This window comes from Mixta sp. Marseille-Q2659, from assembly GCF_940807255.1.
GTDB lineage: Bacteria > Pseudomonadota > Gammaproteobacteria > Enterobacterales > Enterobacteriaceae > Mixta.
The window spans coordinates 56,162-81,669 of the sequence record NZ_CALNWY010000012.1; the positions used below are offsets into that span (position 1 = coordinate 56,162).

Genomic DNA, 25,508 nt, shown 5'->3' on the forward strand with positions numbered 1-25,508 from the left:
GTACGGATTCCCGTGATAATAATTCAGATTGGTGTGCCGGACGGCGAACGATCGCACTGGGTTCGGTCTGAGAGACCATGGCGACAACATCCTTTACTACGCTTAAATCTGTGCCCTTTATCGCATACTTCCAGGAGGACCGCTATGCAGCGCAGAGATTTTATCGGAGCCGGCAGCGCCATGATCGCGCTGGCGTTAATATCGCATTCCGCTTCGGCTCAAGCCGACAACTCTTTTTCCCCTTCCCCGCCATCGCCTGGCGATCCACTGATAATTAAGAATATCGCCATTGGACAGGGACAGCCCAAAGTCATCGTCTCCACTACCGCCGCGGACAGCGAGACGGTAAAGACCTTTGTGCAGGCGCAGGCCAAAACTACGGATTCATCCGTTATCGAGCTACGTCTGGATCTGCTGAAGAACGGCAAAGATGCGGCGGCGATGGTTCGTCTTACGCAGGAACTGTACGCCATGCTGCCGAATAAAATTCTGCTGGTGACCTTCCGTACCCAGGCTGAAGGCGGCAAACAGGCGATCGATGACGAGCGCTACGCGGCGCTTTATCGTCAGTTGCTGTCTGAGGGTAAGCTGGATCTGCTTGATATCGAAATGTACCGGCCCGCGCCGCAGGTAGAGCAGCTGATTGCGCTGGCGCATCGCCAGGGCGTACGGGTCATTCTCTCCAGCCATGATTTCAAGAAAACGCCTTCGCAGGCGGAGATTGTTTCACGTCTGCGTCAGCAGCAGGCGATGGGTGCCGATATTCTTAAAATGGCGGCGATGCCCAACGATCCGGGTGATGTGATTCGCATGATGTCGGCAACCCTGGAGATGGTTCAGCGTTATGCCAAACGGCCATTGTTAACCATGTCTATGGGCGGAATGGGCGCGCTGAGTCGGCTTTCCGGCGAGCTGACCGGCTCGGCCTTAACTTTTGGTATGGCGGGAAGCGCTTCGGCGCCGGGTCAGCTGGAAGCACGCGATCTGAATCAGGCGCTGGCGCTGCTGCATCACGCGCTTGCTGAGAGCAGTTGATATACCGCCTGGACTAAGTCATTTGCGAAAGGAAACAAGGGGAGTTTCCGCTCCCCCTGCTTTACCAGTCAGGCGTTGCCTTTTGGCTGGAAGCGCCTCACAACCGGTGATAAAACCAGTCGATGGAAAGTGTTAACCGGTAGCTCAATGGTATAGCTGAAAAAGGCTTTCCACAGATTGCTCATTCGTTTCTCTACCAGCTGATGAATCAGCCAGGCCAGCAGCATCACGAAACCGATCACCAGGAAATAGACTAACAGTTTATTCTGCTCGGTCGCGAATTTATCAATCAGCATGTAGCCAATATGCGCATGAACCAGATAGAGCGGATAAGTAATCGCGCCCGCGAATTTTGAGCCAGGCAAGCTGACCTGCCCTAAACGGGTATAGTCGGCGGCAATAAAAGCAAGGAAAAACAGCGATACAAAGGAGAGGATGATCGTTGGCGGATAGTCTACGCTGCGAATCAACGCCGACTTTTGCGCATTATCCAGCGATACCAGGCAGCACACCACAAACATGGCTATCGTCAGCGCAATCACCGGCCCTTTCATTTTGGGCGACGCCTCTTTTATCACGGCAAACAGCGCGCCGGCAATAAAATAGCTGTAGTAACCATGGAAAACAGGCAACGCTTCGCTTTGAGCCAGTACAGAAATAATAATCGCGCCCGCCCAGAGAATAATCACCTTTTCCAGGTGACCTTTTAGGCCCAGTAATAAACAAAGGGAAATAAAGAAGTAAAAGGTTAATTCATAGGAGAGCGTCCAGTAAACGCCATCAATATTATATATCCCGACAAAAGATTGCAGCATGGTCAGGTTTGCCAGAAAAGCCTTAAGCGAAATCGGCATATGATGGCCACCCACCATCAGAATGAAAAGCGAGGTGATGACCAGCCCCGCCCAATAAGCAGGATAAAGACGCATAGCGCGGCTGGAAACGAAGCGGGAAAAGCTTTTTTTTTAGCGGAGAAAAAGATAACGTAACCGCTAATCATAAAAAAGAGTTCAACGCCCAGATAGCCAAATTTAGTAAACTGCGTGAGCGCCGGTATCTGGCTAATGGATGATATTTTACCATTATCAATTCCGTTGAAAGTATAATGGAATAAAATAACGCCCAGCGCCGCAATCAGGCGCAGATAATCAATCAGTTCGACACGATTAGTTTTCATGATGGCTGACCCATTGTGTTAGCTGATACGCATTAGTCATAGGTAAAATTCGCTCGGATAATTCATATGTGTAAAATCTGTCACAGCATCGTAATTAAGCTGTCAGAGATTACATTTTGAGTAACGGAATGTAACGTTTAGCGATATTACTTAACCCAAATGCAAATAGGTAGCCTGCCCGTCAGGTTTAGGAAAAGGATTAGTTGGCTGCATTATTATTAATAAAAATAAACAGGACATTTCCGATAAAATTTATTTATTTTGCCCTGTTAGCGTAACGGTAAATTCCACTGTTCGAACGGATCGAACAGGATAGAATCTGAGGAGTAGTGTCAGTTGGCTTCGTCAGGATTAACGTTTTCTGGGAAACCTCGGCGGTGCGAGGTTTATTTTATGGATATCGCTATGTTCGGGAGTTATTGAACCCGGTCAGGTCAAATTTAAACTGCTGCGCACCTTCCTGAAAAAACTGCGCTTCTAAAATCAGTTTCTTATGCGAATTTACCCTGTTAATAAAGGGCGCTGAGTTAATAAAAAAGATAATATCAGCGCTGCCGTCAGCAGCTTCTGCCATGGCATATTGTTGTATTCTTTCGTTATCCAATTTGACGGAAATATGACAATCCTCATAAGCGCTGCATATGAACTGCCCTTTGCTGATAAACAGAAGCGCTTCCGTTAGCGGCAGATCTTCTGCCTGTTGTCCTTTTTTAACTCGCTCTTTTTAGAACGCAGAACGAGTGTCATCTTTGAACCGCCATCGTAGGGAAAATCAAACTCAACTGCGTTATCCGACTCGTTCTGAATAAACTTTTGTGCAGTGCCGCACATCTCATCCTGATCATAAGACCAACCCAGTCTGCGGCCGAAACGGCGCCGGAGACTAATAAACCCAAAGCAATAACCGCAAATTTTTTCATATCCTGCTCCATTGATAAACCCTTTGCGAATCATATCGATGATGCAATATGACGTCATGTGACAGATCAACATGAAATAATGTGCGGCAGAAGAAAATTGCCAGCAAACCTGTACGCCATGAAAAAGCCCGCTGACGCGGGCTATGGGATTAGTAATACCATTTCATTGGCTTACGATCCGGCATCCAGGCGATGCCATCAGGATGGATTCCGTACATGATGCGCTTAATATTAGCGCCATCATTAGCCCGGCGTATTTTGGTGGTGTAGATGCGGTTCCACCAGGCCGGGTTTTTATTATAAAAAACGCTTCTGTCAGGATAACGCTCCCACCGTTTAAGATTGTGGGGCTTCGCCTTACCGTTCGGCAGACGATCTTTACGGGTATTAAAGTTGCTCATTTTTCACCTTCAGGACGTTGATTTCCTACAAGGTGTCGAGACTCCAGAGATAACGTTTTCCGTTTATGATTTATCTCCTTTCAATCGGTATAGCGCAGACGGGTGCGACGCTTTCAGGCACCGCTGAATTTGCTGGTGCCTATGCCCAGGAAGCGTCCCATACTTTGGCTGGCGCTTTCAACAGCCAGCTGATTTGTCGCTTCCAGATAAAAGCGGTTCCCCGTTTCATGCGGGGCTTTATCTGCCGGGTAAACATGATATTGCACAACACGTTTCCCTTTTTCATAGCTGCACGCCATGCTCCAGCCAGCCTTCTTATCCGGCTTAGCGACACATTTTCCAGGACCATAGGTATATTGAAGAAAATTGTTGGTTTCGGCTTCCGCAGCGACGACAAATTCAGGTCTGCTATCTTCGGATGAATAAATGTAATAAGCAGTAGCAAGTATAACGGCTATCCCAGTAGTAGTTAGTACCTTTTTCATTGTTCAAAATCCCTTTCAACACTACAGTAGGTAATATTATAGGTAATAACTTAAATTACACTCAATAAATAATTGGATCTGATTGATGAGCCAATTAAGCATGATGATGACTGCGCCTAACTCTTCAGGCTTCGACGACAAAAAGCTCAGAAAGGCTGTAAGCAAAGATTGAAATCATACCCTGTGGGCAAGCTGGCAAATACAGCTTGGTGTGCCGCTTTCTGTTTTACAGGAGAGGGGGAGATGGGAATCAATAGAAATGGTGCGCAGGTATGCTCACCTGGCACCTAATCATTTAACGGAACACGCTAAGCAAATCGATGTGATATTTGAGGACCATGTCCCAAATATGTCCCACTCGGCAGAAGGGAGTTTTATAATTAACGCCAAGTGATTGATTTAGTTAGTGGGTCGTATAGGGTTCGAACCTATGACCAATTGATTAAGAGTCAACTGCTCTACCAGCTGAGCTAACGACCCACAGCAGGACGCTATTCTAATCCTCACCATTAATGTTCGCAATAATATAATTAGCGTAAAATGCGTTTTTTCTGAGAAAAAACTGGCGTTATTTAAAATATTACATTATTAGCTCAACAACAGAACAAACAGCGAAAATAAAACAAACAATTGTGAGACATTGTTGAAACAAACTGTCAATTTCAGTTCAAACAGAAGCAACACAGCACCTGCTTCATCTTTTTAAATAAAAAAATCAAATGATAAATAACTTATTTTATTTAGTGATATTGCCAAAAGAACTCAATATAAATATATATTACACTAAATCGACGCCTGTTTTATAAACACTATTTATAAAGCAGTTTTTTTGGCAATCCGATAGATCATCTACCTTCAAAAGATTATGAAAACCTATGTCATCAATTTAGCAAGCGCTATCAACAGAAGGCAGCAAATTATCAAACAATGTGAAAATCATCAACTGAACTATCAAATAATAAATGCAATTAATGGAAAAGAAATCGGGAATGAGGTTATTTCAACGGTAACGGCCGATTATCCCACCTGTGCTTTAACGCCCGGTGAAATAGGTTGTGCCTTAAGCCACTTAAGTATTTATGCAGATTTAATACAAAACCAGCTAGATTATGCGCTTATACTGGAAGATGACGCTGTACTTTATCACTCTTTAAAAGAGACGCTAGCCGCTATCAAGCCGTGCATAAGTAAGAAAAAACCTGAGATCTACATCCTTTCCGGCATTGATAACTATAATCCTTTAATAGCAAAGAAAGCAGGAGAAACAGTAAACTTTTATGGCATGGCCTACGGGAGTCGCAGCCATGGCTACATTATCAACAATAGTGCGACACAGTTTATTGTTAATCATAACCTGCCAGTAAAGTTTGAAGCGGATCGCTGGACTCTGTACCGGGATATTTTTGGCCTGAAAATCTGGTGCCTCGATCGGGAAATCATTGGCTCTTCCGATCTCACCTCCACGACATCAGCGTTACATAAAGAAAGAATATGTAACAGCCAGAATCGGGGATATTTAAAAGCGCTGAAAAAAACATATAAATGGTACCAATTTAAAAGAATAAAAAATGTTTTAATTAATAAAATAAGTAAAAAGAGGCCACAAAAACAAAACCTGATACAAATGGTAACGGCCATTAATCTGTTATCAACACCGAATTAAGAGGTAACCACACGATAACTCCACAGATTTTTTTTAATTTTTAAGGGCAATGAAAGTCTGATTTATTAGCCGCGCGTTTCGACTTTAAGTATAACAATACAGGTTCATTACGCTGTATCTTCAGGGCTGGCATGACATTTGATACATGAACTCCTGCTTCACTTTGTAAAGAAATTCGCCTTGCTGCGCTGCTTTAAAGGTTCTTTTTATCTGGAATGCGCCCTCCCGCTCCAGAGCGCTTGTTTTTATTTCTGCTAGACTGAAATGACTCAACACGTTTAAAGGAGAAAAATATGTTTAATAAAGTTGAAGACAAAGTGCGTGAAGGTGCAGGAAAGGCTCAGGAAACGTACGGTCGCGTGACCAACAGCTATGACGATGAAGCGCAGGGCGCGGCTCGCAAATATGCCAACCAGGCAAGCTATGCCGTTAAAGATGCGGCAGATACTGTCAGGAGCCAGGTTTCTTCCAATCCGTTTGGCGGCCTGGCCATTGCAGCGGCGGCAGGTATTGTATTAGGTTATTTGTTAGGTCGTAAATAATCGCTCTCAGAACTGGCAGGTTTCCTGCCAGTTTGTTTTTTCAACCAGCCTTAAAAAATGACAAAAATTAACCTGCCCCATCAAGATCATTCAGGGATAGCTTAACCAGCGGCATATCTTATTGTTCTCTGGTCCAGCGCGTAATGACGGTAGTGGTTATATCGGTTACAAAGGCTATGCCCATTAACTTCTTAAAATTACCAGCCACAGACTTCGGATTCATCCTCGGTATCATATCCTCTAACAATGTTAACCAGATTTTTTAATACATCAGCCGCAACGTCTGGCATAAGCAAACTAAGAGGAATTTCTGTTTCAAAGTCAGCTGAAACGCCATTGCTGTTATTTGTAACCGTTACGGTGTAGGTCGCTTTCTGCATGATATTTACCTTACTTCTGCAAAGTGGCGTGCGGGTCTGTGTCCTTGCTTCTTAACAACACTTCAGGCGCCACAAAGAATTCGATATTAAAACAGGTCTCATCGGTCACCAGTTCGATGTAATGCCATTTCTCGGGTGGAAACACGCCAAACTGCCCCGCCTCGATAAGTAATTCACTGTCTGGTTCAGAACATTCCGCATCGGCAAAGCCATAATATTTGACCGCGCCCTGCATCACTGACAAACGCGGATAGACGCCAGGTTGCGTATTATGATCTAAATGACGTTTAAATAATCCGGCAGGCGTATCATCTTTGTTCCAGCACGGTGTAGAGCGCGTATGTATACAATTTTGCGGAATCCGCAGCATAAACCCCTCCACTTCAGACCAAAAAACAAACACAGATGCTATTTCATCACTTAAAAATATGTGTCACTTTCCCAAAAGTGCATTTTTTCATCTTTTTCTCTCTATCAGCGCTATCATCCGCTGTGATTTAAGAAATTACTAAATAAAATACAATCATTTAATTAAGCAGGCATGGTAGCTAACCTCTTTTTTAAACCTGTATTCATGCCTAAAGCGATCGGGTTTTACTTAGCTGAGAGGGAGAAGTTTGTGACAAATCTGCAATAGCGCTGGACAATACCGCAACGGCTTCTGTTAAGGTGTGCAACATAAACGCAAAAACCATGGAACACAGAATGCTGTCGACAATTATCTACCGCAGCCATCTTTCCGATGACGTACCGGTAAAATCGCTGGAAGAGCTGGCAGTAAAAGCTAATAAAAACAATGAAATGTACGAAGTCACTGGCATTTTATTGTTTAATGGCACACATTTCTTTCAGGTACTTGAAGGCCCTGAAAAGGATGTGCTTTCTATTTATGAAGGCATTTGCCAGGATCCGCGCCATCATAATCTCGTTGAGCTGTTACGAGATTACGCCCCTGCCCGCCGCTTTGGTAATGCCGGCATGGAGCTTTTCGATCTCAGGGAACATGAGAAATCGACTGTACTTCAGGCCGTACTGGATAAAGGCACGTCAAAGTATCAGCTCACCTATGATGACAGAGCGTTACAGTTTCTTCGTACCTTTGTCGAAGCGACCGAAAAGGAGAACTATTTTGAAATTCCCTCGGCCGATTACTGGGATTTCATAACGACTGAGACTGCTCAGGATGATATAAGCGCAGATTCTTCTGATACGGCAGCTGGTTTTACTTTTCAGCCCATAGTTGATCCCTTCGCTTGTCAGGTTGTCTCACTGGAAGCGTTAATGGTGAATTCCCCGACCGATGCAGTTATTGAATCTTTATCTCAACAGTCGCACGATGAGATTTATGAAGCAGATCTTAAATCTAAAAAGCACGCCTTTGCGCTGGCAAGAAAACTGGAAATAGAGGGCCAGTCATTATCAATAAACCTGTTGCCGATGACGCTGGTCATGGTGCCAAATGCCGTCGATTTTCTGCTCAGCGAAATAAAGGCACAGGGTTTGATACCAGAACAAATTGTGGTTGAAGTCACTGAAAAAGAAGTGGTTTCGCGCCCGGAAGAAGTAGAAAAGGCAATCAGACAACTTAAAGCGGCAGGCATTAGCCTGGCGATAAATAACTTCGGCGCAGGTTTCGCTGGCCTTTTATTACTGGCACGTTTTCAGCCCGATAAAATTAAAATCGATCGCAGCATTATTCAGGATGTACATAAAAGCGGACCTAAACAGGCGATTGTGCAGGCAATAATAAAATGCTGTTCTTCGCTGGAAATTACCGTGATTGCGGCAGGCGTAGAGAAGCCGGAAGAGTGGATGTGGCTGGAGGCGGCGGGGGTTTGCAATTTCCAGGGCAATCTGTTTGCTAAACCTAAACTAAACGCTATTCCTGCCGTGGCCTGGCCGGAGAAAAGCTAACGGCGACAGCTTCATTCTTCACTTCCTTCTGCCAGCCCTGCTCTGGCGCTTCAGCTTGCGGGCGTGGTGACGAAAGTCCCCCGCCCATCCTCTTAATGAGCTTCTACCTACCGCCGCATTGCAGAAACTTACCCACAGAAAATGGGGATAGCCTGTGAACAATTACGTATAAAAGTCATTTTTGCGGCTGCTGATGCTGGCGATAAGGCGCTTGCCATCAGGATCGGGCGATTGCCTGTTAACCGACCAGTAGGGCAGAAAGCTTGATCGCTGGCGGTATAACCTGGCAAATAATGGCTGCATAATTGACAGCCTGTGCCTGTAACTGTCTGGAAAAAACGCTGATGAATTATCAACATAACGTTCAATATCATTCGCTTAAAAATAAAATCGTCGCGATTACCGGCGGAGCAAGCGGGATTGGTGAAGAACTGGTACGCGCCTATGTTAACCAGGGCGCACGGGTAGCATTTGTCGATTTGAATCGCGAGGCGGGTGAAAAACTGGCGCAGGAGCTGAACTGCCTTTTCCTGTTGTGCGATGTAACAAATATTGAGCAACTTAAGTCCGCTTTTGCCCAGATAGCCTCGCAGCTTGGGGATGTGGATATATTAATTAACAATGCAGGCAGCGATGAGCATCATCAGCTTAAGGATCTGACCGAGGATTATTTTAACCACAGCATTAACGTGAATCTGCGGCATCAACTTTTTGCGATTCAGGCCGTCGTACCAGGTATGACCAAAAAAGGCGGCGGCAGCATCATCAATATGGGATCGATTATCTGGATGCGCGGAAGGCCAGGGCGCGTTTGTTACTCTCTTTCTAAAGCGGCTATTCACGGTTTTACCCGTTCCTTATCCCAGGAGCTGGGCGTTCATGGCATTCGCGTAAACAGCCTGGTGCCGGGCGCTATCCGCACCGCTAAACAGGATGCGATGTGGGCAAAACTTAATCCGGCAGCCGTAAGCCAGTTTATCGAGCTACAGGCCTTAAAAATCCGGCTGGATGCAACGCACTGCGCGCGTCTGGCGCTTTTTCTGGGTTCCGAAGAGTCCTGCGGCTGCACGGGACAGGATTTTATCGTTGATGCCGGATTGTCCGTTAACTGATCGGCTGACTGCATGCCCTGCCCGCTTGTGGCTTGTGGCTTGTGGCTTAATAAACGTTAAGCCAGCTATATCTGACAATGAGTCAGATAACTGAATGCGCTGGCTTCTCATCAGCAGTCCTTTATGATGGAAAAACCCCGAACTGATTAAAGTTTCGGCCACAACTGCCGATTAAACAGACACGGGAGCGGCCCGTATTAACTTCAGGAGGGCAAAGAGTGAGTACAGTACAAAAGAGTTGGTTTGTTAAATTCATTATTAAAAAAGGCGGACAAGCTAAAGAATTGTCTTTGTCGATCCAGGGTGAAAGCGCCGCACGTGCGTTAAACCACTTCTTTGATGAACAATCCGAAAAACACGGTATTTTACGTTCTGATATTAACGTTACAGCGTTAAATATTGTTTGATGATGGGTTGAATGCTATCAGGGCCACAAAAGTGGCCCTTTTATTGTTTCTGTTTTTAATTTCCTTCTTGTTCATTGAAACACTATTTACCTTATCCCTTTCATTTGCTCTATATCTGTGAAAAATGAGGCATCAGTATTGACACTATGTACAAAACGCCTCCACCAGCCAGCCATACTGATTGATGCATGGCAATTCAACAGCCAGATATTGCTTACCGTTAAAACTGGCGTGCTGGTTGCTTCAAGAAGTGTGTCTGACAGCTATCATATCCAATTATTTTCTGGAAATGGCAAAGCAGGCTAATTAGGTCATTATCTGTATAAATGGGTTGGCAGGAGAGCTAGCTCATTAATAAATTAGCAGGCAGCGGAACTGTATGATTTACGCGCTTGGCTGAAAACGCCAGATGGTGAAATTCGAGTAATTTCTATTTATCGCGCTTTAAAATAAGGCACCTTCTGGATGGCGAAAAAGGATGGTTGTATCACTTATTACGGAATGTTTTACGCCATTCACGAGGGCTAACGCCAAATTTTTCCCGGAACTGTTGCCTGAAAGTTGCCGCTGATTGAAATCCTACTTGTTCTGCAATTTGCTCAATAGGTATATCCATACTTTCAAGAAACTCCTGACTTCGATGCAACCTTGCAGCTGTAATCCACTCAACGACGGACATACCTGTCGCTTTATAAAAATGTCTTGTAAGCGTTCTGCGGCTCATTGATACATATTCAGCCAACGTATCAATACTGTGTGTGTTTTTCAGGTTCATCTGCAAATAATCCAGCAGCATATTTATCCTGCTATCGGCCGTCTTTTGAGGTACAGGACGCTCAATGTATTGCGCTTGACCGCCCTCACGGTAGGGCGGTGTAACCATTCTTCTGGCAATCTGATTGGCAGTGACGCTGCCAAAATATTTACGAACAATATATAAACAACAGTCCAGCGCTGCTGCTGTACCGGCCGAAGTAATCAGACCATCATCCTCAACATAGAGTTGATTAAGATTTAACTGAACGGTGGGAAACAGTGAGCGGAAATCATTTTCATATTCCCAATGCGTTGCTGCCTTGCGCCCGTCCAGTAACCCTGCATAAGCAAGTACGAAAGTGCCCAGGCATAGTCCCACAATCTGAACACCTTCTTTTCGTGCTTTAACTAAAGCATCCAGCAGGTACTGGGATGGGCGTTCTTGTACATCACCCCAGAAAGGAACAATTACGGTATCAACTTGTGTCAGAACCTCCAGACCATATTCCGCCTGTATTGCAGTTCCTTCCTGTGACCAGACGAGTCCTGGGGTTTCAGCGCATAACAGACGTGTAAACAGTTTCTGATCTGAAGTCGGGTAATGCTGCCAACTTACTGATTTAGTGTATGATGGTGATTTTAAGGTGCTTGCGTGGCTTCCATTTCCATCAGATGTCCTTCCTGCTCCGCTACTGAAGGCGTGGTGCGTAACGGCAAAAGCACTGCCGGACATCAGCGCTATCTCTGCTCTCATTGCCGTAAAACATGGCAACTACAGTTCACTTACACCGCCTCTCAGCCCGGTACGCACCAGAAAATCATTGATATGGCCATGAATGGCGTCGGATGTCGCGCCAGTGCACGCATTATGGGCGTTGGCCTCAACACGGTTTTACGTCACTTAAAAAACTCAGGCCGCAGTCGGTAACCTCGCGCATACAACCGGGCAGTGATGTGATTGTCTGCGCTGAAATGGACGAACAGTGGGGCTACGTCGGTGCTAAATCACGTCAGCGCTGGCTGTTTTACGCGTATGACAGGATACGGAGGACGGTTGTGGCGCACGTCTTCGGTGAACGCACTCTGGCCACACTGGAGCGTCTTCTGAGCCTGCTGTCGGCCTTTGAGGTCGTGGTATGGATGACGGATGGCTGGCCGCTGTACGAATCACGCCTGAAGGGAAAGCTGCACGTTATCAGCAAGCGTTACACTCAGCGCATTGAGCGACATAACCTGAATCTGAGACAACATCTGGCAAGGCTGGGACGGAAGTCACTGTCGTTCTCAAAATCGGTGGAGCTGCATGACAAGGTCATCGGGCATTATCTGAACATAAAACACTATCAGTAAGTTGGAGTCATTACCTGAAGTCGTGTCCCCGAAAAGAATCAGCGGAACTGAAACGTGAAAAGTACTGAAACCTTCAGTGACTATAATGGCAACCGAAACCGTGGTCATTGCTCCCCCTGGATCATACCGGCCGTTAAAATGTGACAGATTCCCCATCTTCAGGTGCTAAGACAAAATCCTGGATATGATTAATCTGAGCATATTCACGTATTTCCTGCCGTGTCACTAAACAGTGGTTAACGGCTTCCATATGGGTAGCAATAATCCGGGCTTCTGGTAAGACGAGATGTGCCCTTATAAGGTCTTCTTTACCAAAGATGATTGCGCCATAACCCAGGACATGCGCCCAGCCAGTGTTCATAATCACCACGCCCGGCAAATATTTACGCATGTTATCTTCAACAGCTTTGATCCAGATGGTATCACCCACGAGGTATAATGTTTTTTCCTGATGATGGCGGAAAATAACGCCGCTGGCATCTCCCAGGAGTTCAGCTAACTGAGGATTAGAATAGGCTTCATCTGAGCCATGCTGACATTCAGTTTTGATCAACTCAACATCGCCTAACCTGCTGTTTTTATTCATTACCACCAGATTTTTAAAGCTCTGAGAGCGAAGCAGTGCCTCATCGTTCTCATTCTGTACATAGATCAGTTTATCTTTAGGAATAGTATCTACTGCGGCCTGATCCCAGTGATCCGGATGCGTATGAGTAATAATAATTGCATCAACCTCAAGCAGTGAGCTTATTTCCAGCGGCAAATCCACCATAGGGTTGCGAATTTCCGAACGGGCCGTTCCCTCGAATCCAGGCCATGTATTTTTGGCAGAAAGCATAGGATCAATCAAAAATTTCTTACCACCAAACTCAATAATTTGGGTCGCATTTCGAATCTGTGTAATTTTCATGTTAAATTCTCCCGAATGTTGATTTTGAAGGTAAGAAGCCATAAGCATTATGGCCTGATAAAGCATTATTATAACGATCGGGCTAATCAGCCACACATCAATAAGGCCAAGTTTCACGCCTATCGGGCCAATATTTTAACAGCGGGTTCAGCGTGTTTTCATTTTCTTCTTCCCGGACTTAATTAATCAGTTCCTCTGCAAAGTCGCCAAAATTCTCATCACTAAGCCCGGCCTGTTTAGCCAGCCCCGCCGCTCATTTATTTTGCAGGCCCTTCTCGTGACTGAGCGGGCCAGGCAGCACCGAGACGGAATGCGGGAACGGTGTCTGAGATGGCGACAGAAGGCTCAGACGAAGGAATATCTGGCTTCACGCAGTCAGGAATGTGGTGGTTTAAAGCGGATACACACTTTCGGAAAAATTTCGGGATAACCCCAAAAAATCACTTATAAAACAATAGAATAAAAAAAGACCGAATACGATTCCTATATTCGGTCCAGGGAAATGGCTCTTGTGAGAGCCGTGCGCTAAAAGTTGGCATTAATGCAGGCGATGTCGCCTTGCCCTTTATAGCGTAGAACAGACGTGCGGATTTTCCAGCCGCATGCAATTAGCCTGCAAAGAAGAGTCTCAGAGTGTGAGTTCAGCGACAGAACCGCGCTAAGGCCCTGTCTTTTAGCGCCAGAGTTAGCTACAGCGAACGAGCGCGGCGATGCCGCGCTACAGGGCTCAATGACACAATTTCTCAGCGCGATCGATAATCGGCTGCAGGCTGGCTTTTTGACCGGGGCGTTGCGGATCGTCACTCTGAATCACGCTAATTGGCTGCGCCGTCGCCTGGCCTGATGCCACTTTTTGCGCCGCTTTGTCGTTCAGCGGATACTGCATTAAGGTGCTGGGATTAATCGCGAACAGCGCATGCTCTTTCGTACAGGTCAGCATCACCTCTTCCCGATTAAACGGCCATTTATCCTTACCAATTTCAAAGCGGCTGATAGTGATAATTTCCGATGCCGCCAGCGCGCTGGTGCAGCATCCCATCGCCAGTAATAATCCAATGATTTTTTTCATGAGGTTACCTTATTGTCCTACTCAACTTATCTTTTATGGCTGTAAGGTGGCAAACAGGCTGACAATAGCGACCACCAGAACGGCGATCAGCAACTCCAGCTGCGTTGTCCGTACAAACCATAATTGCGCCCTGCTGTCCGTGGTACCAAAACGCGGAACCAGCCAGTAACGATTAAACAGTGCGATGAATACCATTAGCGCCACCAGCCCTACTTTTAAGGCCAGCCACTGTCGATACGCATTGTCGGCAGGCCATGGCCAGCCAGTAATAAAAGCGGTATTAACTATGCCGCTCAGCAAGGTAAACGCCACGGCCCCGTGTCCATAGCGTGAAAAACGCATCATGGTGCGAATAGCATCGCTGCGGCAGGCGGGCTGCCGCGCATCACGCATTAACCACAGCAGCGGCAACAGGCCGCCCGCCCAAAACGCCGCGCCAGTAAGATGAATGGCATGATTAATACGCTGTAGCGTGCCGAGCCAGCCGTCGAGCATTGCCGCATGACCAACCATTGCCAGTCCGCAAAGCTGAAGCAGACCGCACAGCAACAGCAAACGCTGCTGCATTGTATGTCGCCAGATCACTATCAGGCAGGCCAGCGCCGCTACCAGCAGTTGTCCGCACCAGGCCTGACCAAAACCGGTGCCCAGCACCGCCAGCCAGATTGCCGACTGGGCAATATTGCGCCAGTCGCCGCTCATCAGGCCAGTCTGCACCGCCAGCATCGACAGCGCGCTAAGCAGCGTCAATACAGCCGCGCCGGTCAGCAACGGCATAAGTCTTCGGCTCAATACAGGTTGATAGCATGACGGCGCCAGCAGCGCGCTATAAAAAGCGCTGCCGGTAAATAATATGAGCGAACTGAAGTGAATCCAGCGACAGAAGATATAGAGCGTCTCCAGCGTCATAACTATTTCACGCTGAAAGTGTAGCTTCCTTTGGTTTTATGACCGTCGACAGAGAGAACATGCCAGTCCACCTGATAGCTTCCGCTGGTAAGCGGCTTCTCAAGCGGCACAATCAGCTGGTTATGCTGTTTTGGCGCACGCTCAACTTCTGCGGTCGGCATCTTTTGCTGGCCAGCACCGATAATTTCCACGCCGCTGAAAGCCGGTTCAATATCTTCGGAGAAGGTCAGCGTTAGCGCCTGTGGCGACGCCTCAACATGGGCATTAGCTGCGGGATATTGTGATTTCAGGTGGGCATGGGCCAGTGCTGCTGGCGAAAAGGCGACTGCCATTACCGGGCAACTACGCCAGGTAAAGCAGAGAAGCGGGTTTTCAACATGATTTCATCCTGTAAACTATCGTAGTTGTCACCAACGAGGCCGCAGCATACCTCCCACGCCGGAGCCTGTCGAGGCAATAACGAGGATTCAAACAGCGAATGCGACGCTTATACAGAGGAGCAAAAAGTGAGTAACAACCTGGCAACAATATCGCAGGAAGAGAAAGATAAAGTGAACGTCGATCTGGCGGCGGCTGGCGTCGCCTTTAAAGAGCGTTACAATATGCCGGTGGTGGCAGAAATTGTCGAACGCGAACAGCCGGAAGCGCTGCGCGACTGGTTTCGTCAGCGCCTGATGCATCATCGTCAAACCTCGCTTAATCTGTCCCGCCTGCCCTGGGAACCGAAGAAATAACCGAGCGCGCCTGCGCTAAGAGGCTTTATGCTACGCGTGATTGATACCGAAACCTGCGGTTTACAGGGCGGTATCGTTGAAATTGCTTCCGTTGACGTGATTGACGGAAAAATCGTTAACCCCATGAGCGATCTGGTACGCCCGGACCGGCCGATTAGCCGTCAGGCAATGGCAGTACACCGTATCAGCGAAGCGATGGTGGCCGACAAGCCGCCAATAGAGGCGTTAATCCACCGTTATCACGGCAGCCCTTACTACGTGGCGCATAATGCCAGCTTCGATCGCCGGATGCTGCCCGAAATGCACGGCGAATGGATTTGCACCATGAAGCTGGCGCGCCAGCTGTGGCCGGGATTGACCTACGGCAATCAGGCGCTACGCCAGCATTTACAGCTGGAGGTGACGCCGCCTTCCGACCTTTATGCGCACCGGGCGTTGTACGACTGCTATGTTACCGCCGCGCTGCTGATCCGCATTATGGAAACGTCCGGCTGGGATGCGCCGCGCATGGCGGGCCGCATGCAGCAAACCGCGGCAGACGTGATGCCGTTTGGTAAATATCGCGGACGTGCGATTGCTGATGTTGCTAAACGCGATCCCGGTTACCTGCGCTGGATGCTGAATTCGATTCCCGATCTGAAACCTGCCCTGCGTGACGCGTTGCAGAAGCAGGTTAATCAGACCGAAGATTAATAGCTGCTGGCGCCGTGCAGCGTGCCCTGTGCCAGGCCAATAATGAAAGCGTACTCAAGCGACACGCCTTCATAAGATTTAAAGCGGCCCGATTTCCCGCCGTGCCCCGAATCCATATCGGTACAGAGCAGCAGCAGATTTTCATCGGTTTTTTGATCGCGCAGTTTCGCAACCCATTTGGCCGGTTCCCAGTATTGCACCTGAGAATCGTGCAGTCCGGTAGTCACCAGCATATGCGGATAGGGCTGCGCGGTGACGTTATCGTAAGGACTGTACTGCTTCATATAGTGATAATACTGTTCATCAGCAGGATTGCCCCACTCGTCATATTCACCAGTCGTCAGCGGAATCGACTCATCGAGCATGGTGGTCACCACGTCAACAAAGGGCACCTGCGCCACGACGCCGTGAAAGCGTTCCGGCTGCAAGTTGATTATCGTCCCCATTAGCAGGCCGCCTGCGCTGCCGCCCATCGCATAAAGCCGTTGCGCATCGCCATAGCCCTGCTGCACCAGCGTATCGGTGACGTCGAGGAAGTCGTTAAAGGTATTCATCTTATTCAGCAAACGACCATCGTCATACCACTGTTGCCCCAGCTCGCCGCCGCCGCGCACGTGAACTAACGCATAGATAAAGCCACGATCGAGCAGGCTAAGACGGCTGGAACTGAAATCGGCATCCATAATGGTGCCGTAAGATCCGTAGCCGTAAACCAGCATCGGATTTTTCCCCGGCTGGTAATGCTTGCGGTGATAAACCAGCGACACCGGCACCTCTACGCCATCGCGCACCTTAATCCACAAATGCTCGCTTTTATAGTTAGCCGAATCGAAGCCGTTGATCTGCGTTTGTTTCAGCACGCGCCGTTCGCCAGTATCCATATCAAGCTCAAACAGCGTGGTCGGCGTGGTCATTGAAGAGTAGCCATAGCGCAGCTTGCTGGTTTCCGGCGAAGGATTGTAGGCCAGCCAGGTGACATAAGCTGGATCGTCAAAGGCGATGCCGAAGGTTTCCCCGGTACGCCAGCAGATCTGTCGCAGGCTGGAAAGGCCACGCTGTCGTTCCTCAACCACCAGCCAGTCACGAAACAGCTGGAAGTCCTCCATAACGACATGATCGCGCGGCGCGATGATGGTCTCCCAGCGCGACTCATCCAGATAACTGGTGCTGTAGAGGCCAAAGTTTTTGCCTTCACGGTTAGAGCGCAGCCAGAAACGATGATCGTAGTGATCGAGCGTGTATTCATGGCCTTTGCGACGCGGCACGAAAACGCGCGGGCGCGCATCGGCATATTCTGCATCCAGCAGGTGGATTTCTGTCGTGGTGGTGCTGTGCAGCGCAATCAGAACAAAATGTTCCGAGGTGGTTTTATGGACGCTCAGGTAAAACGTGTCATCATTTTCTTCATAAACCAGCTCATCATCCCGCTGCGGCGTACCGACGTTATGCCGCCAGACCTGATAAGGCAGCAGCGTCTGCCTGTCCTTACGCACGTAATAAAGGGTTTTAGAGTCGTTTACCCAGGCAAAGCTGGAGGAGACATTTTCCAGCACTTCAGGGTACCAGTTACCGGTTTCCAGATTACGGAAGCGGATGCCGTACTGACGTCGTGACAGGAAATCTTCCGCCAGCGCCATAATACGGTTATCAGGGCTCACATCGAGCGCGCCCATAGTATAAAACTCGCTGTGGGCGGCGCGCTGATTGGCATCAAGCAACACTTCCCACTCATCGGGCGTTTCGGTTGCTGCAGGTTGCCGGAGATAGATGGCGTATTCGTTACCGGCCTCATAGCGGCTTTGATAGCGATAGCCGTTTTTCACATAGGGTACGGAGTAATCCTGCGGCGAAATGCGCCCCACCATCTCTTTCAACAGACGATCCTGTAATGCTTTTTGCGACAGCATGACCTTATGACCATAACTGTTTTCAGCGTGCAGATAGTCCAGCACGTCGGGATCTTCTCGCTGGTCATCGCGCAACCAGTAATAGTTATCGACGCGGGTATCGTCGTGAAGCGTCATTTCATGAGGTATTTTCTTTGCTTTCGGTGGCATCATAGCAATTACTGTTTTCAGACATACGTGCTTTAAGGTTGGCAGCTAAGGCCATGATTGCCAAGCGGCAACGGTAAAAAGCAGGTGTTGGAAGGCGTACAGCCCGCCATCAGGACGTGGCAGGCCGTAATCAGAGGGATCAGGAAGGCAACTTCTTTTTCTGCGCGAATATCTTTTTCAATATCTTCCCGCACGTCAACCGGGATTTTCAGCGCATCGCCCAGCTCTTTCAGATAGCTACGCTCCATAAAGTGATCGATATCGATAGCTGCACAGCTCAGGAAGTAAAGCTCCAGCGCTTCTTCCTCATTTTTGACGCCCTGCGCCAGCCAGTGCGGATCGAGCGGGCGATTGATCGCCTGTTGAATCAGCGCTTCAGCCTGCTCGCCAAAGCCGGCCTGATGAATATTTTGCTCAATCGCCTGGCGCTCCTGACCGTCGATATGACCGTCACTTTTAGCAGCAAACACCAGCGCGGTAATCAGCCGTTCCGCCCGTTGATCGACCGGCGTGGCCTGCTGGCCAAACTGCGGCTCATCCTTATGCGCTTCCAGTACGCGCTGTTTGTATTTATTCCACAACAGTACGCCTGCCGCCGCGCTGCCGCCAATAACCAGCGCGTTTTTGCCATATTTGCTGAGCAGATTACGTGAGGATTTGTTAGAGATAAGCATGCCTGCCAGCCCGCCAAGCGCGCCCGGCGCCAGCATTTTACTGAGTCCTTCGCTGCCGCCCTGCGCTTTTGCGCCCGCGTTGCCAAGGGCCGTATTACTCAACATTTTTTGCACTTGCTGCAGCCAGTTACTCATAGTCTCTCCTTTAATGATATGCGCTTTAGTCTGAAGCAATGGACGTCAAGAAGCGTAAGAGAGAGCAAATAGAAGAAAACGCCGCGCCAGAAATGCTGGCGCGGCGGCTACGGGCGCGTTACGGCTGTGCCGCTAACGGCTCGATCCCTTCCTGCTGCTCAACGTCTTTATCACAAAGTGTGGCTGATATTCGCTGAGCTGCAATGTCACACCGGACAGCAATCAGGCCGCTTTGACCGCGCGGACTTTTTTAGTGACGTTCTCGTCAGCTTTGCCATCATTTTCTGCTGCGACGGTTTTCGCTGCCGGCTGCGCGTCAGGCAGTTTGCTGGTGCGCAAAATATGCTGTACGGCATCTTTTTGTTCCGCCAGGAACAGACCCAGATTTTCAACCTGCGCTTCATCAAACGGCAGATCGTGTTGTAACAGCCAGTCAGTAAAGGCTTCAGCCATATCAAGCATTTTGTCGTATGCGTCGGCTTCTTTTTTACTGGCAAATGTCATTTTTTCTTCACCTTTTCTGACCACAACAAATTTCGTTTCAACAGCCATGACTCACCTCGATATACTGTATTTTTATACAGTATATCAGCCAAAATTTTGAGATCAAGTTTTGCCGATGGCTGCCAGCGCAAACGTTTTCGTATATACTGCGCGCGTTTTTATCGTTCACTTTTCAGGTAGGTACTATGACGATTCTTGGAACGGCACTGCGTCCCGGCGCGACGCGTGTGATGCTGCTGGGCTCAGGGGAACTGGGCAAAGAGGTTGCTATCGAATGCCAGCGTTTAGGCGTGGAAGTTATTGCGGTCGATCGCTATGCCGATGCGCCTGCCATGCATGTTGCCCATCGCAGCCACGTCATTAATATGCTGGATGGCGCGGCGCTGAAAGCGTTGATCGCCCAGGAACGTCCCGACTATGTGGTGCCGGAAATCGAAGCGATCGCGACCGATACATTGATTGAGCTGGAGCAGCAGGGGCAGCGCGTGGTGCCAGCCGCGCGCGCGGCGCGTCTTACCATGAATCGTGAAGGTATTCGCCGTCTGGCGGCTGAAACGCTGGCGCTGCCGACTTCCAGCTATCGCTTCGCCGACAGCCAGCGTGATTTTATCGCGGCGGCACAAGAGATCGGTTTCCCCTGTATCGTAAAGCCGGTAATGAGTTCTTCGGGTAAAGGTCAGAGCTTCGTGCGCGATGCCTCGCAGCTGGAGCTGGCCTGGCAGTATGCGCAACAGGGCGGACGCGCCGGCGCTGGCAAGGTGATTGTCGAAGGCGTGGTGAAATTTGATTTTGAAATTACGTTGCTGACCATCAGCGCGGTAGACGGCATTCACTTCTGCGCACCAATTGGCCATCGTCAGGAAGATGGCGACTACCGTGAATCCTGGCAGCCACAGCAGATGAGCCCGCTGGCGCTGCAGCGCGCTCAGCAAATTGCGGAAAAAGTGGTGACGGCGCTGGGCGGCTATGGTCTTTTTGGCGTCGAGCTGTTTGTTTGCGGCGATGAAGTGGTGTTTAGCGAAGTCTCGCCGCGTCCGCATGATACCGGCATGGTAACGTTAATTTCGCAGGATCTGTCGGAGTTTGCGCTGCATGTGCGCGCTTTTCTCGGTCTGCCGATTGGCACGGTGCGTCAGTATGGCCCGGCGGCCTCGGCAGTGATCCTGCCGGAACTGGCGAGCAGCAACGTCAGCTTTGGCAACGTAGAAAACGCGCTGGGCGCCGGATTGCAGCTGCGGCTGTTTGCCAAGCCTGAAATTCAGGGAAAACGGCGGTTGGGCGTCGCGCTGGCAACGGGTGATACCGTGGAAGATGCGGTGAATCGTGCCGTAGCGGTAGCGGCGGCGGTGGAAGTTAGCGGCTGACACTCTGATAAGCGCCGCTCATCGCCTTTCAGGCTGTGCATGAGTCGTAAAGAAGCCTGAAAATAAGCGTCGCGCGGGACGCGCGACGCAGAAACAATAACGCTCTCCGCAACGGGAGAGCCAAATCCCTTAGCGAGCGCCTGCAACCGCTGCGCGCGCCAGTTCGGTAATCCGCTGGTAATCGCCCGCTTCCAGCGCATCGTTCGGCACCAGCCAGGAGCCACCGATACACAGCACGCTTTTCAGCGCCAGATAGTCACGGTAGTTTTGCGGCGAAATGCCGCCGGTCGGACAGAAGCGCACCTGCGGGAAAGGCCCGCCGATCGCCTGCAGCGCTTTCACGCCGCCGTTGGCTTCCGCCGGGAAAAATTTGAATTCGCGCAGACCGTACTGCATCCCGGTCATCAGTTCAGAAACGGTGCTGATGCCTGGAATTAACGGCACGGTGCCTTCCACTGCCGCCTGTAACAGCGGCTCGGTGATGCCTGGGCTGATCACAAACTGCGCGCCTGCCGCCGTCACTTCCGCCAACTGCTGAGTATTGATTACCGTACCGGCGCCGACGATAGCGTCCGGCACTTCCTGAATAATCGCCTTCAGCGCATCCATGGCAACGGGCGTGCGCAGCGTCACTTCCAGTACGCGTACGCCACCCGCTACCAGCGCTTTCGCCATCGGCACCGCATGTTCCAGTTTATTGACCACAATCACCGGCACAACCGGCCCCGTTGTCAGGATCGCTTCAGCACTTGTTTTCCAGTTTTTCATCGCACTTCTCCTGTCAGGCCAGCGAGCTTTCCGGCCCCTGGCAATAATGGCGCGCACAGGCGCAGCAAAAGAAACGGTCACTACCATACCTGATTTTTGCTGCCAGCGTCCATGCACTTTAGCCTGTTTTGAAACTACGGTTCATTTTTTATTTGAATAGGGATCCGACAAAAAAAAGTCCGCTTTACGCGGACTTAACATTTTTCTTATTTATTCGAACTCGTTCCAGGAGCGGCCATCGCGCGTAATCATCGCAACAGAAGCAACCGGCCCCCAGGTGCCTGCCTGATAAGGCTTCGGCGCGTCGTTATCCGCCGCCCAGGCATCGATAATGGAATCAACCCATTTCCATGCGGCTTCCACTTCATCGCGACGCACAAACAGCGCCTGAATACCGCGCATGCTCTCCAGCAGCAGACGTTCATAGGCATCGGCCAGGTGCGACTGGTTAAAGGTTTCAGAATAGCTCAGGTCAAGCTTGGTGGTCTGCAGATTATGTTTATGATCCAGGCCCGGCACCTTATTGAGGATTTCAATATCCACCCCTTCGTCCGGCTGCAGGCGAATCGTCAGCTTGTTCTGCGGCAGTTCCTGCCAGGAGTCTTTAAACAGGTTCATTTCCGGGTTTTTGAAATAGACCACCACTTCTGAACATTTGGTCGGCAGGCGTTTACCGGTACGCAGATAGAAAGGCACGCCGGCCCAGCGCCAGTTATCGATATCAACGCGAATAGAAACGAAGGTTTCGGTATTGCTGGATTTGTTGGCGCCCTCTTCTTCCAGGTAGCCCGGCACTTTCTTGCCCTGCACAAAACCGGCGGTGTACTGACCGCGCACGGTTTTCTCACGCACGTTGGTGTTATCGATACGACGCAGCGAACGCAGCACTTTCACTTTTTCATCGCGGATACTGTCGGCGCTGAGATCGGACGGCGGCGACATAGCGATCATGGACAGCACCTGCAGCAGGTGGTTCTGGATCATATCGCGCATCTGGCCGGCTTTATCAAAATAGCCCCAGCGGCCTTCAATCCCGACCTCTTCCGCCACGGTGATCTGTACGTGATCGATGGTGCGGTTATCCCAGTTATTGGCAAACAGGGAGTTGGCAAAACGCAGCGCCAGCAGGTTAAGTACCGTTTCTTTGCCCAGGTAGTGGTCAATACGAAACACCTGGCACTCTTCGAAATATTCACCAACCTGATCGTTGATCTCCTGCGAAGTTTCCAGCGAGGTGCCGAGCGGCTTTTCCATCACGACGCGCGCCGGTTTGGCGTTCAGCTTCGCCTGTCCGAGGCCCTTGCAGATCGCGCCGAAGGTGCTGGGCGGCATCGCGAAATAGTTAATGGTGACACGGTTCTTCTGATCGAGCATTTTGCCCAGACGCGCAAAGTGCGAAGTGTCGTTAACGTCGAGGTTGCAAAAATCGAGGCGATTGCTCAGGCGATCCCATAACGCTTCATCGATTTTTTCCTTCATAAAGGTTTCCAGTGCTTCGCGTACTACCTTGGTATACGCCGCCTTGTCCCACTCTGCGCGTCCGACACCGATGATTCGGCTGTCTTCATGAATCTGCCCTGCCTTTTCCAGCTGATACAGGGAAGGCAGCAGTTTACGGCGCGCCAGATCGCCTTTAGCACCGAAAATAACCAGATCGCATGCCTGGGCTGTTTGTATTACCGCCATTCTTATCTCCTCGTTGCAGGATGAGCCGGGCCGTAATGCTCCTGACAGGCCCCTCTCTTATTGTAATTTTATTTCAGCACAATGTACTGTGTTTGCGCGATGCGGGTAAACCAACTCCGCTTCTGTTGCCCTAAACGGTTACTTTAGCAACGCTTTCCGCCTGGTTGCACCGCATTTTCCCGAACTTTTGTTACGCTTTCGCACGACGAAAATCGGACACAGCTCATATTCTGACAAAAAACGCCGGGATGCGTTTTACCTGCGCTGCCATGTTATTGCTTTAGCGCGGTATATTCGCAATAAATCGTCATAGGATGCAGCTGTGAATGAAATTGTCAGAAGTGATGAGCGTTATCCCATGAACAATATGCTGGACAGAATTCAGGCGCAGCTCCCGCTCCTGAGCAAATCAGAGCGTAAAGTCGCGGAGGTGGTACTGGACGCGCCTGAAGCCGCAATCCATTCCAGTATCGCGCAACTGGCGGATACCGCTGGCGTGAGCGATCCCACGGTAAACCGCTTTTGCCATCGAATGCGCACCAAAGGTTTCCCCGATTTTAAACTACAGCTGGCGCAAAGCCTGGCGACCGGCACGCCCTGGGTAAGCCATAATATCGACGAGCATGACGCCGTCGACGTCTACAGCGATAAAATTTTCCATTCGGCGCTGGCCGGTCTGGAACGGGTTCGCCAGCGTCTCGATAAAAATGCGATCCAGCGTGCGGTAGAGCTACTGGCTGGCGCGCAAAAGATCAGCTTTTTCGGGCTGGGCGCCTCCGCCGTGGTCGCGCACGACGCGATGAATAAATTTTTCCGCTTTAACGTGCCGGTATTTTATTCCGACGACGTGGTGATGCAGCGCATGAGCTGTATTAACAGCGGCGCGGGCGATGTGGTGGTGTTGATCTCCCATACCGGGCATACAAAATCGCTGCCGGAACTGGCGCAGCTGGCGCGCGAGAACGGCGCGGTTGTGCTGGCGTTGACCGCCTCCGGCTCGCCGCTGGCGCGGGAAGCCTCGCTGCTGCTGGCGCTCGACGTGGCGGAAGATACGGATATTTATATGCCGATGGTGTCGCGCATGGCGCAGTTGATGCTGGTGGATGTGCTGGCCACCGGTTTTACCCTGCATCACGGCGCCGGCTTTCGCGATAACCTCAAACGGGTTAAAGAGGCATTAAAAACCTCGCGGCTGGATAAGGAAGCCAACGCTCCTTCGATACCGCGTTAAGTCGCCGCAGCCTGCCGTAACAGGCTACGCTAATAACGTTTTTTACCGCCGGAATTCTCCTCTTATTGCCCGCTTTTTTACGCCATTACGTGCCGGAAATTGTCGTTTATCAACGAAGTTTTTCTCTAATGACGGTGAAGGGTGACTTTCGCAGCGGGTGTCAGTATTGTATTCGACGGGCACATTATTCAGGCTTAACGCTCACGATAAGAGCAACAGAAAGGAAATCAACCCGCTGTACCTGATCAATAATCAAAACAAAACGTTAATGCTTTCTCTACGCATCACTCAGGTCTCTACACCTTAAGGAAAACCCATGACTCGACGTCTCAGAAGAACCCAGCGATGGTAGTGCGGCATTAAGATTGCCTGAAGTGGCTTGTAGTCTGGCCTGAGCGTGGGGTTGGCGTCAAGCCTTTGTGTCACCTGTTGTATCACTTCGTGGCGTTCTTGTGTCACTTGAAGGGCTTCCCTTCGTTACCAATGACCAAACCTAACGCACATTGAACGGGTCTCCTTTGTTACTCGCTGAAAAGCCTATGGGGGTTTTATGGGTAAAGTTCTTCTATTACATACCCCCTCTAAAATTTTTGTAGGATTTTCATTAAGGCCAATCCTCAGTCTCAAGCCAG

At 49.6% G+C, this 25,508-nt stretch carries 25 protein-coding genes, 1 tRNA gene and 4 pseudogenes; 12 read left to right on the forward strand and 18 right to left on the reverse strand.

Annotated elements, in window-relative coordinates:
• Positions 1–144: 144 nt before the first annotated feature.
• A complete protein-coding gene (aroD, locus tag P3C52_RS10710; RefSeq protein ID WP_275554986.1) occupies positions 145–1,035 on the forward strand; it encodes a type I 3-dehydroquinate dehydratase in 891 nt (296 codons plus the stop codon).
• Positions 1,036–1,103: 68 nt separating this feature from the next.
• Here the strand turns inward: aroD and P3C52_RS10715 are convergent.
• From P3C52_RS10715 to P3C52_RS10735, 4 genes and pseudogenes are all read right to left on the reverse strand, one after another.
• Positions 1,104–2,212, reverse strand: a pseudogene (locus P3C52_RS10715) (acyltransferase).
• A 678-nt stretch (positions 2,213–2,890) separates the two neighbouring features.
• Positions 2,891–3,166 (reverse strand): hypothetical protein, encoded by a 276-nt coding sequence (locus tag P3C52_RS10725; protein WP_275554989.1) that lies wholly within the window; start codon positions 3,164–3,166, stop codon positions 2,891–2,893.
• Positions 3,167–3,281: 115 nt separating this feature from the next.
• Entirely contained in the window at positions 3,282–3,533 is a 252-nt protein-coding gene (locus P3C52_RS10730) for a hypothetical protein (protein WP_275554990.1), read from the reverse strand.
• A gap of 113 nt (positions 3,534–3,646) precedes the next feature.
• Positions 3,647–4,018: a hypothetical protein gene (locus P3C52_RS10735; protein WP_275554991.1), complete on the reverse strand. Its 372-nt coding sequence runs from the start codon at positions 4,016–4,018 to the stop codon at positions 3,647–3,649.
• A gap of 175 nt (positions 4,019–4,193) precedes the next feature.
• Between P3C52_RS10735 and P3C52_RS10740 the strand changes: the two are divergent.
• Positions 4,194–4,412: pseudogene (locus P3C52_RS10740) on the forward strand (integrase); the annotation flags it as partial.
• Positions 4,413–4,425: 13 nt separating this feature from the next.
• Here P3C52_RS10740 and P3C52_RS10745 read toward each other — a convergent pair.
• Positions 4,426–4,498 (reverse strand) — tRNA-Lys (locus tag P3C52_RS10745).
• 385 nt (positions 4,499–4,883) lie between these two features.
• Here P3C52_RS10745 and P3C52_RS10750 point away from each other — a divergent pair.
• Positions 4,884–5,681, forward strand: coding sequence for a glycosyltransferase family 25 protein (locus P3C52_RS10750; protein WP_275554992.1), 798 nt, complete (start codon positions 4,884–4,886; stop codon positions 5,679–5,681).
• Between the two features lie 293 nt (positions 5,682–5,974).
• The gene (locus P3C52_RS10755) at positions 5,975–6,223 is read left to right on the forward strand and encodes a CsbD family protein (protein WP_275554993.1); all 249 of its coding nucleotides are present in this window, start codon (positions 5,975–5,977) and stop codon (positions 6,221–6,223) included.
• 197 nt (positions 6,224–6,420) lie between these two features.
• Here the strand turns inward: P3C52_RS10755 and P3C52_RS10760 are convergent, their stop codons facing one another.
• Together P3C52_RS10760 and P3C52_RS10765 are read right to left on the reverse strand one after the other, a co-directional pair.
• The gene (locus P3C52_RS10760) at positions 6,421–6,603 is read right to left on the reverse strand and encodes a DUF1869 domain-containing protein (RefSeq protein WP_275554994.1); all 183 of its coding nucleotides are present in this window, start codon (positions 6,601–6,603) and stop codon (positions 6,421–6,423) included.
• A 10-nt stretch (positions 6,604–6,613) separates the two neighbouring features.
• Positions 6,614–6,973: a DUF1971 domain-containing protein gene (locus tag P3C52_RS10765; RefSeq protein ID WP_275554995.1), complete on the reverse strand. Its 360-nt coding sequence runs from the start codon at positions 6,971–6,973 to the stop codon at positions 6,614–6,616.
• Positions 6,974–7,308: 335 nt separating this feature from the next.
• Here P3C52_RS10765 and P3C52_RS10770 point away from each other — a divergent pair, with 335 nt between their 5' ends.
• The 3 genes from P3C52_RS10770 to P3C52_RS10780 all read left to right on the forward strand — a co-directional run bounded on the left by P3C52_RS10770 (position 7,309) and on the right by P3C52_RS10780 (position 10,036).
• On the forward strand, positions 7,309–8,517 hold the full coding sequence (locus P3C52_RS10770) for a diguanylate phosphodiesterase (protein ID WP_275554996.1): 1,209 nt from the start codon (positions 7,309–7,311) through the stop codon (positions 8,515–8,517).
• A 344-nt stretch (positions 8,518–8,861) separates the two neighbouring features.
• Entirely contained in the window at positions 8,862–9,629 is a 768-nt protein-coding gene (locus tag P3C52_RS10775; RefSeq protein WP_275554997.1) for an SDR family oxidoreductase, read from the forward strand.
• Positions 9,630–9,847: 218 nt separating this feature from the next.
• The gene (locus P3C52_RS10780) at positions 9,848–10,036 is read left to right on the forward strand and encodes a hypothetical protein (protein ID WP_275554998.1); all 189 of its coding nucleotides are present in this window, start codon (positions 9,848–9,850) and stop codon (positions 10,034–10,036) included.
• Positions 10,037–10,523: 487 nt separating this feature from the next.
• Here the strand turns inward: P3C52_RS10780 and P3C52_RS10785 are convergent, their stop codons facing one another.
• Positions 10,524–11,525 carry a helix-turn-helix domain-containing protein gene (locus P3C52_RS10785; protein WP_275554999.1) on the reverse strand — a complete coding sequence of 334 codons (1,002 nt, stop codon included), beginning with the start codon at positions 11,523–11,525 and terminating at the stop codon, positions 10,524–10,526.
• On the opposite strand from P3C52_RS10785, the gene P3C52_RS10790 reads away from it, so the two are divergent.
• Positions 11,445–12,142 (forward strand): IS1 family transposase gene (locus P3C52_RS10790; protein WP_094106546.1). Its coding sequence is split into 2 segments (ribosomal slippage): positions 11,445–11,694 and positions 11,694–12,142, totalling 699 coding nucleotides; the frame shifts between segments, so codons are not numbered across the junction. The genes P3C52_RS10785 and P3C52_RS10790 overlap by 81 nt on opposite strands.
• A 12-nt stretch (positions 12,143–12,154) precedes the next feature.
• On the opposite strand, the pseudogene P3C52_RS10795 reads toward P3C52_RS10790, so the two are convergent.
• The 5 genes and pseudogenes from P3C52_RS10795 to yobA form a co-directional block, all read right to left on the reverse strand.
• A pseudogene (locus P3C52_RS10795) lies at positions 12,155–12,250 on the reverse strand (GlxA family transcriptional regulator); the annotation flags it as partial.
• 25 nt (positions 12,251–12,275) lie between these two features.
• The gene (locus P3C52_RS10800) at positions 12,276–13,052 is read right to left on the reverse strand and encodes an MBL fold metallo-hydrolase (protein WP_275555000.1); all 777 of its coding nucleotides are present in this window, start codon (positions 13,050–13,052) and stop codon (positions 12,276–12,278) included.
• A gap of 727 nt (positions 13,053–13,779) precedes the next feature.
• Positions 13,780–14,121: a YebY family protein gene (locus P3C52_RS10805; RefSeq protein ID WP_275555001.1), complete on the reverse strand. Its 342-nt coding sequence runs from the start codon at positions 14,119–14,121 to the stop codon at positions 13,780–13,782.
• A gap of 33 nt (positions 14,122–14,154) precedes the next feature.
• The gene (gene copD, locus P3C52_RS10810) at positions 14,155–15,030 is read right to left on the reverse strand and encodes a copper homeostasis membrane protein CopD (RefSeq protein ID WP_275555002.1); all 876 of its coding nucleotides are present in this window, start codon (positions 15,028–15,030) and stop codon (positions 14,155–14,157) included.
• A 2-nt stretch (positions 15,031–15,032) separates the two neighbouring features.
• Positions 15,033–15,362, reverse strand: coding sequence for a CopC domain-containing protein YobA (gene yobA, locus P3C52_RS10815; RefSeq protein ID WP_275555003.1), 330 nt, complete (start codon positions 15,360–15,362; stop codon positions 15,033–15,035).
• A gap of 174 nt (positions 15,363–15,536) precedes the next feature.
• Between yobA and P3C52_RS10820 the strand changes: the two genes are divergently transcribed.
• Both P3C52_RS10820 and exoX read left to right on the forward strand, forming a co-directional pair.
• Positions 15,537–15,764, forward strand: a complete 228-nt coding sequence (locus tag P3C52_RS10820; RefSeq protein ID WP_275555004.1) for a DNA polymerase III subunit theta — start codon at positions 15,537–15,539, stop codon at positions 15,762–15,764.
• A gap of 27 nt (positions 15,765–15,791) precedes the next feature.
• Complete coding sequence (exoX, locus tag P3C52_RS10825) at positions 15,792–16,457, forward strand: exodeoxyribonuclease X (protein ID WP_275555005.1); 666 nt, start codon at positions 15,792–15,794, stop codon at positions 16,455–16,457.
• Here the strand turns inward: exoX and P3C52_RS10830 are convergent.
• From P3C52_RS10830 to P3C52_RS10840, 3 genes and pseudogenes are all read right to left on the reverse strand, one after another.
• Entirely contained in the window at positions 16,454–18,517 is a 2,064-nt protein-coding gene (locus tag P3C52_RS10830) for a prolyl oligopeptidase family serine peptidase (protein WP_275555006.1), read from the reverse strand. The genes exoX and P3C52_RS10830 overlap by 4 nt on opposite strands.
• Before the next feature lie 152 nt (positions 18,518–18,669).
• Positions 18,670–19,323: pseudogene (locus P3C52_RS10835) on the reverse strand (tellurite resistance TerB family protein); the annotation flags it as partial.
• 222 nt (positions 19,324–19,545) lie between these two features.
• Positions 19,546–19,875 carry a YebG family protein gene (locus P3C52_RS10840; protein WP_275555007.1) on the reverse strand — a complete coding sequence of 110 codons (330 nt, stop codon included), beginning with the start codon at positions 19,873–19,875 and terminating at the stop codon, positions 19,546–19,548.
• 137 nt (positions 19,876–20,012) lie between these two features.
• Between P3C52_RS10840 and purT the strand changes: the two genes are divergently transcribed.
• Positions 20,013–21,191 (forward strand): formate-dependent phosphoribosylglycinamide formyltransferase, encoded by a 1,179-nt coding sequence (gene purT, locus P3C52_RS10845; RefSeq protein ID WP_275555008.1) that lies wholly within the window; start codon positions 20,013–20,015, stop codon positions 21,189–21,191.
• A 129-nt stretch (positions 21,192–21,320) separates the two neighbouring features.
• On the opposite strand, the gene P3C52_RS10850 is transcribed toward purT, so the two are convergent.
• Both P3C52_RS10850 and zwf read right to left on the reverse strand, forming a co-directional pair.
• Positions 21,321–21,959, reverse strand: coding sequence for a bifunctional 4-hydroxy-2-oxoglutarate aldolase/2-dehydro-3-deoxy-phosphogluconate aldolase (locus tag P3C52_RS10850; RefSeq protein WP_275555010.1), 639 nt, complete (start codon positions 21,957–21,959; stop codon positions 21,321–21,323).
• 210 nt (positions 21,960–22,169) lie between these two features.
• Complete coding sequence (zwf, locus tag P3C52_RS10855; RefSeq protein ID WP_275555011.1) at positions 22,170–23,645, reverse strand: glucose-6-phosphate dehydrogenase; 1,476 nt, start codon at positions 23,643–23,645, stop codon at positions 22,170–22,172.
• Positions 23,646–24,003: 358 nt separating this feature from the next.
• On the opposite strand from zwf, the gene P3C52_RS10860 reads away from it, so the two are divergent.
• Positions 24,004–24,876, forward strand: coding sequence for a MurR/RpiR family transcriptional regulator (locus P3C52_RS10860; RefSeq protein WP_275555047.1), 873 nt, complete (start codon positions 24,004–24,006; stop codon positions 24,874–24,876).
• Positions 24,877–25,508: the final 632 nt, after the last annotated feature.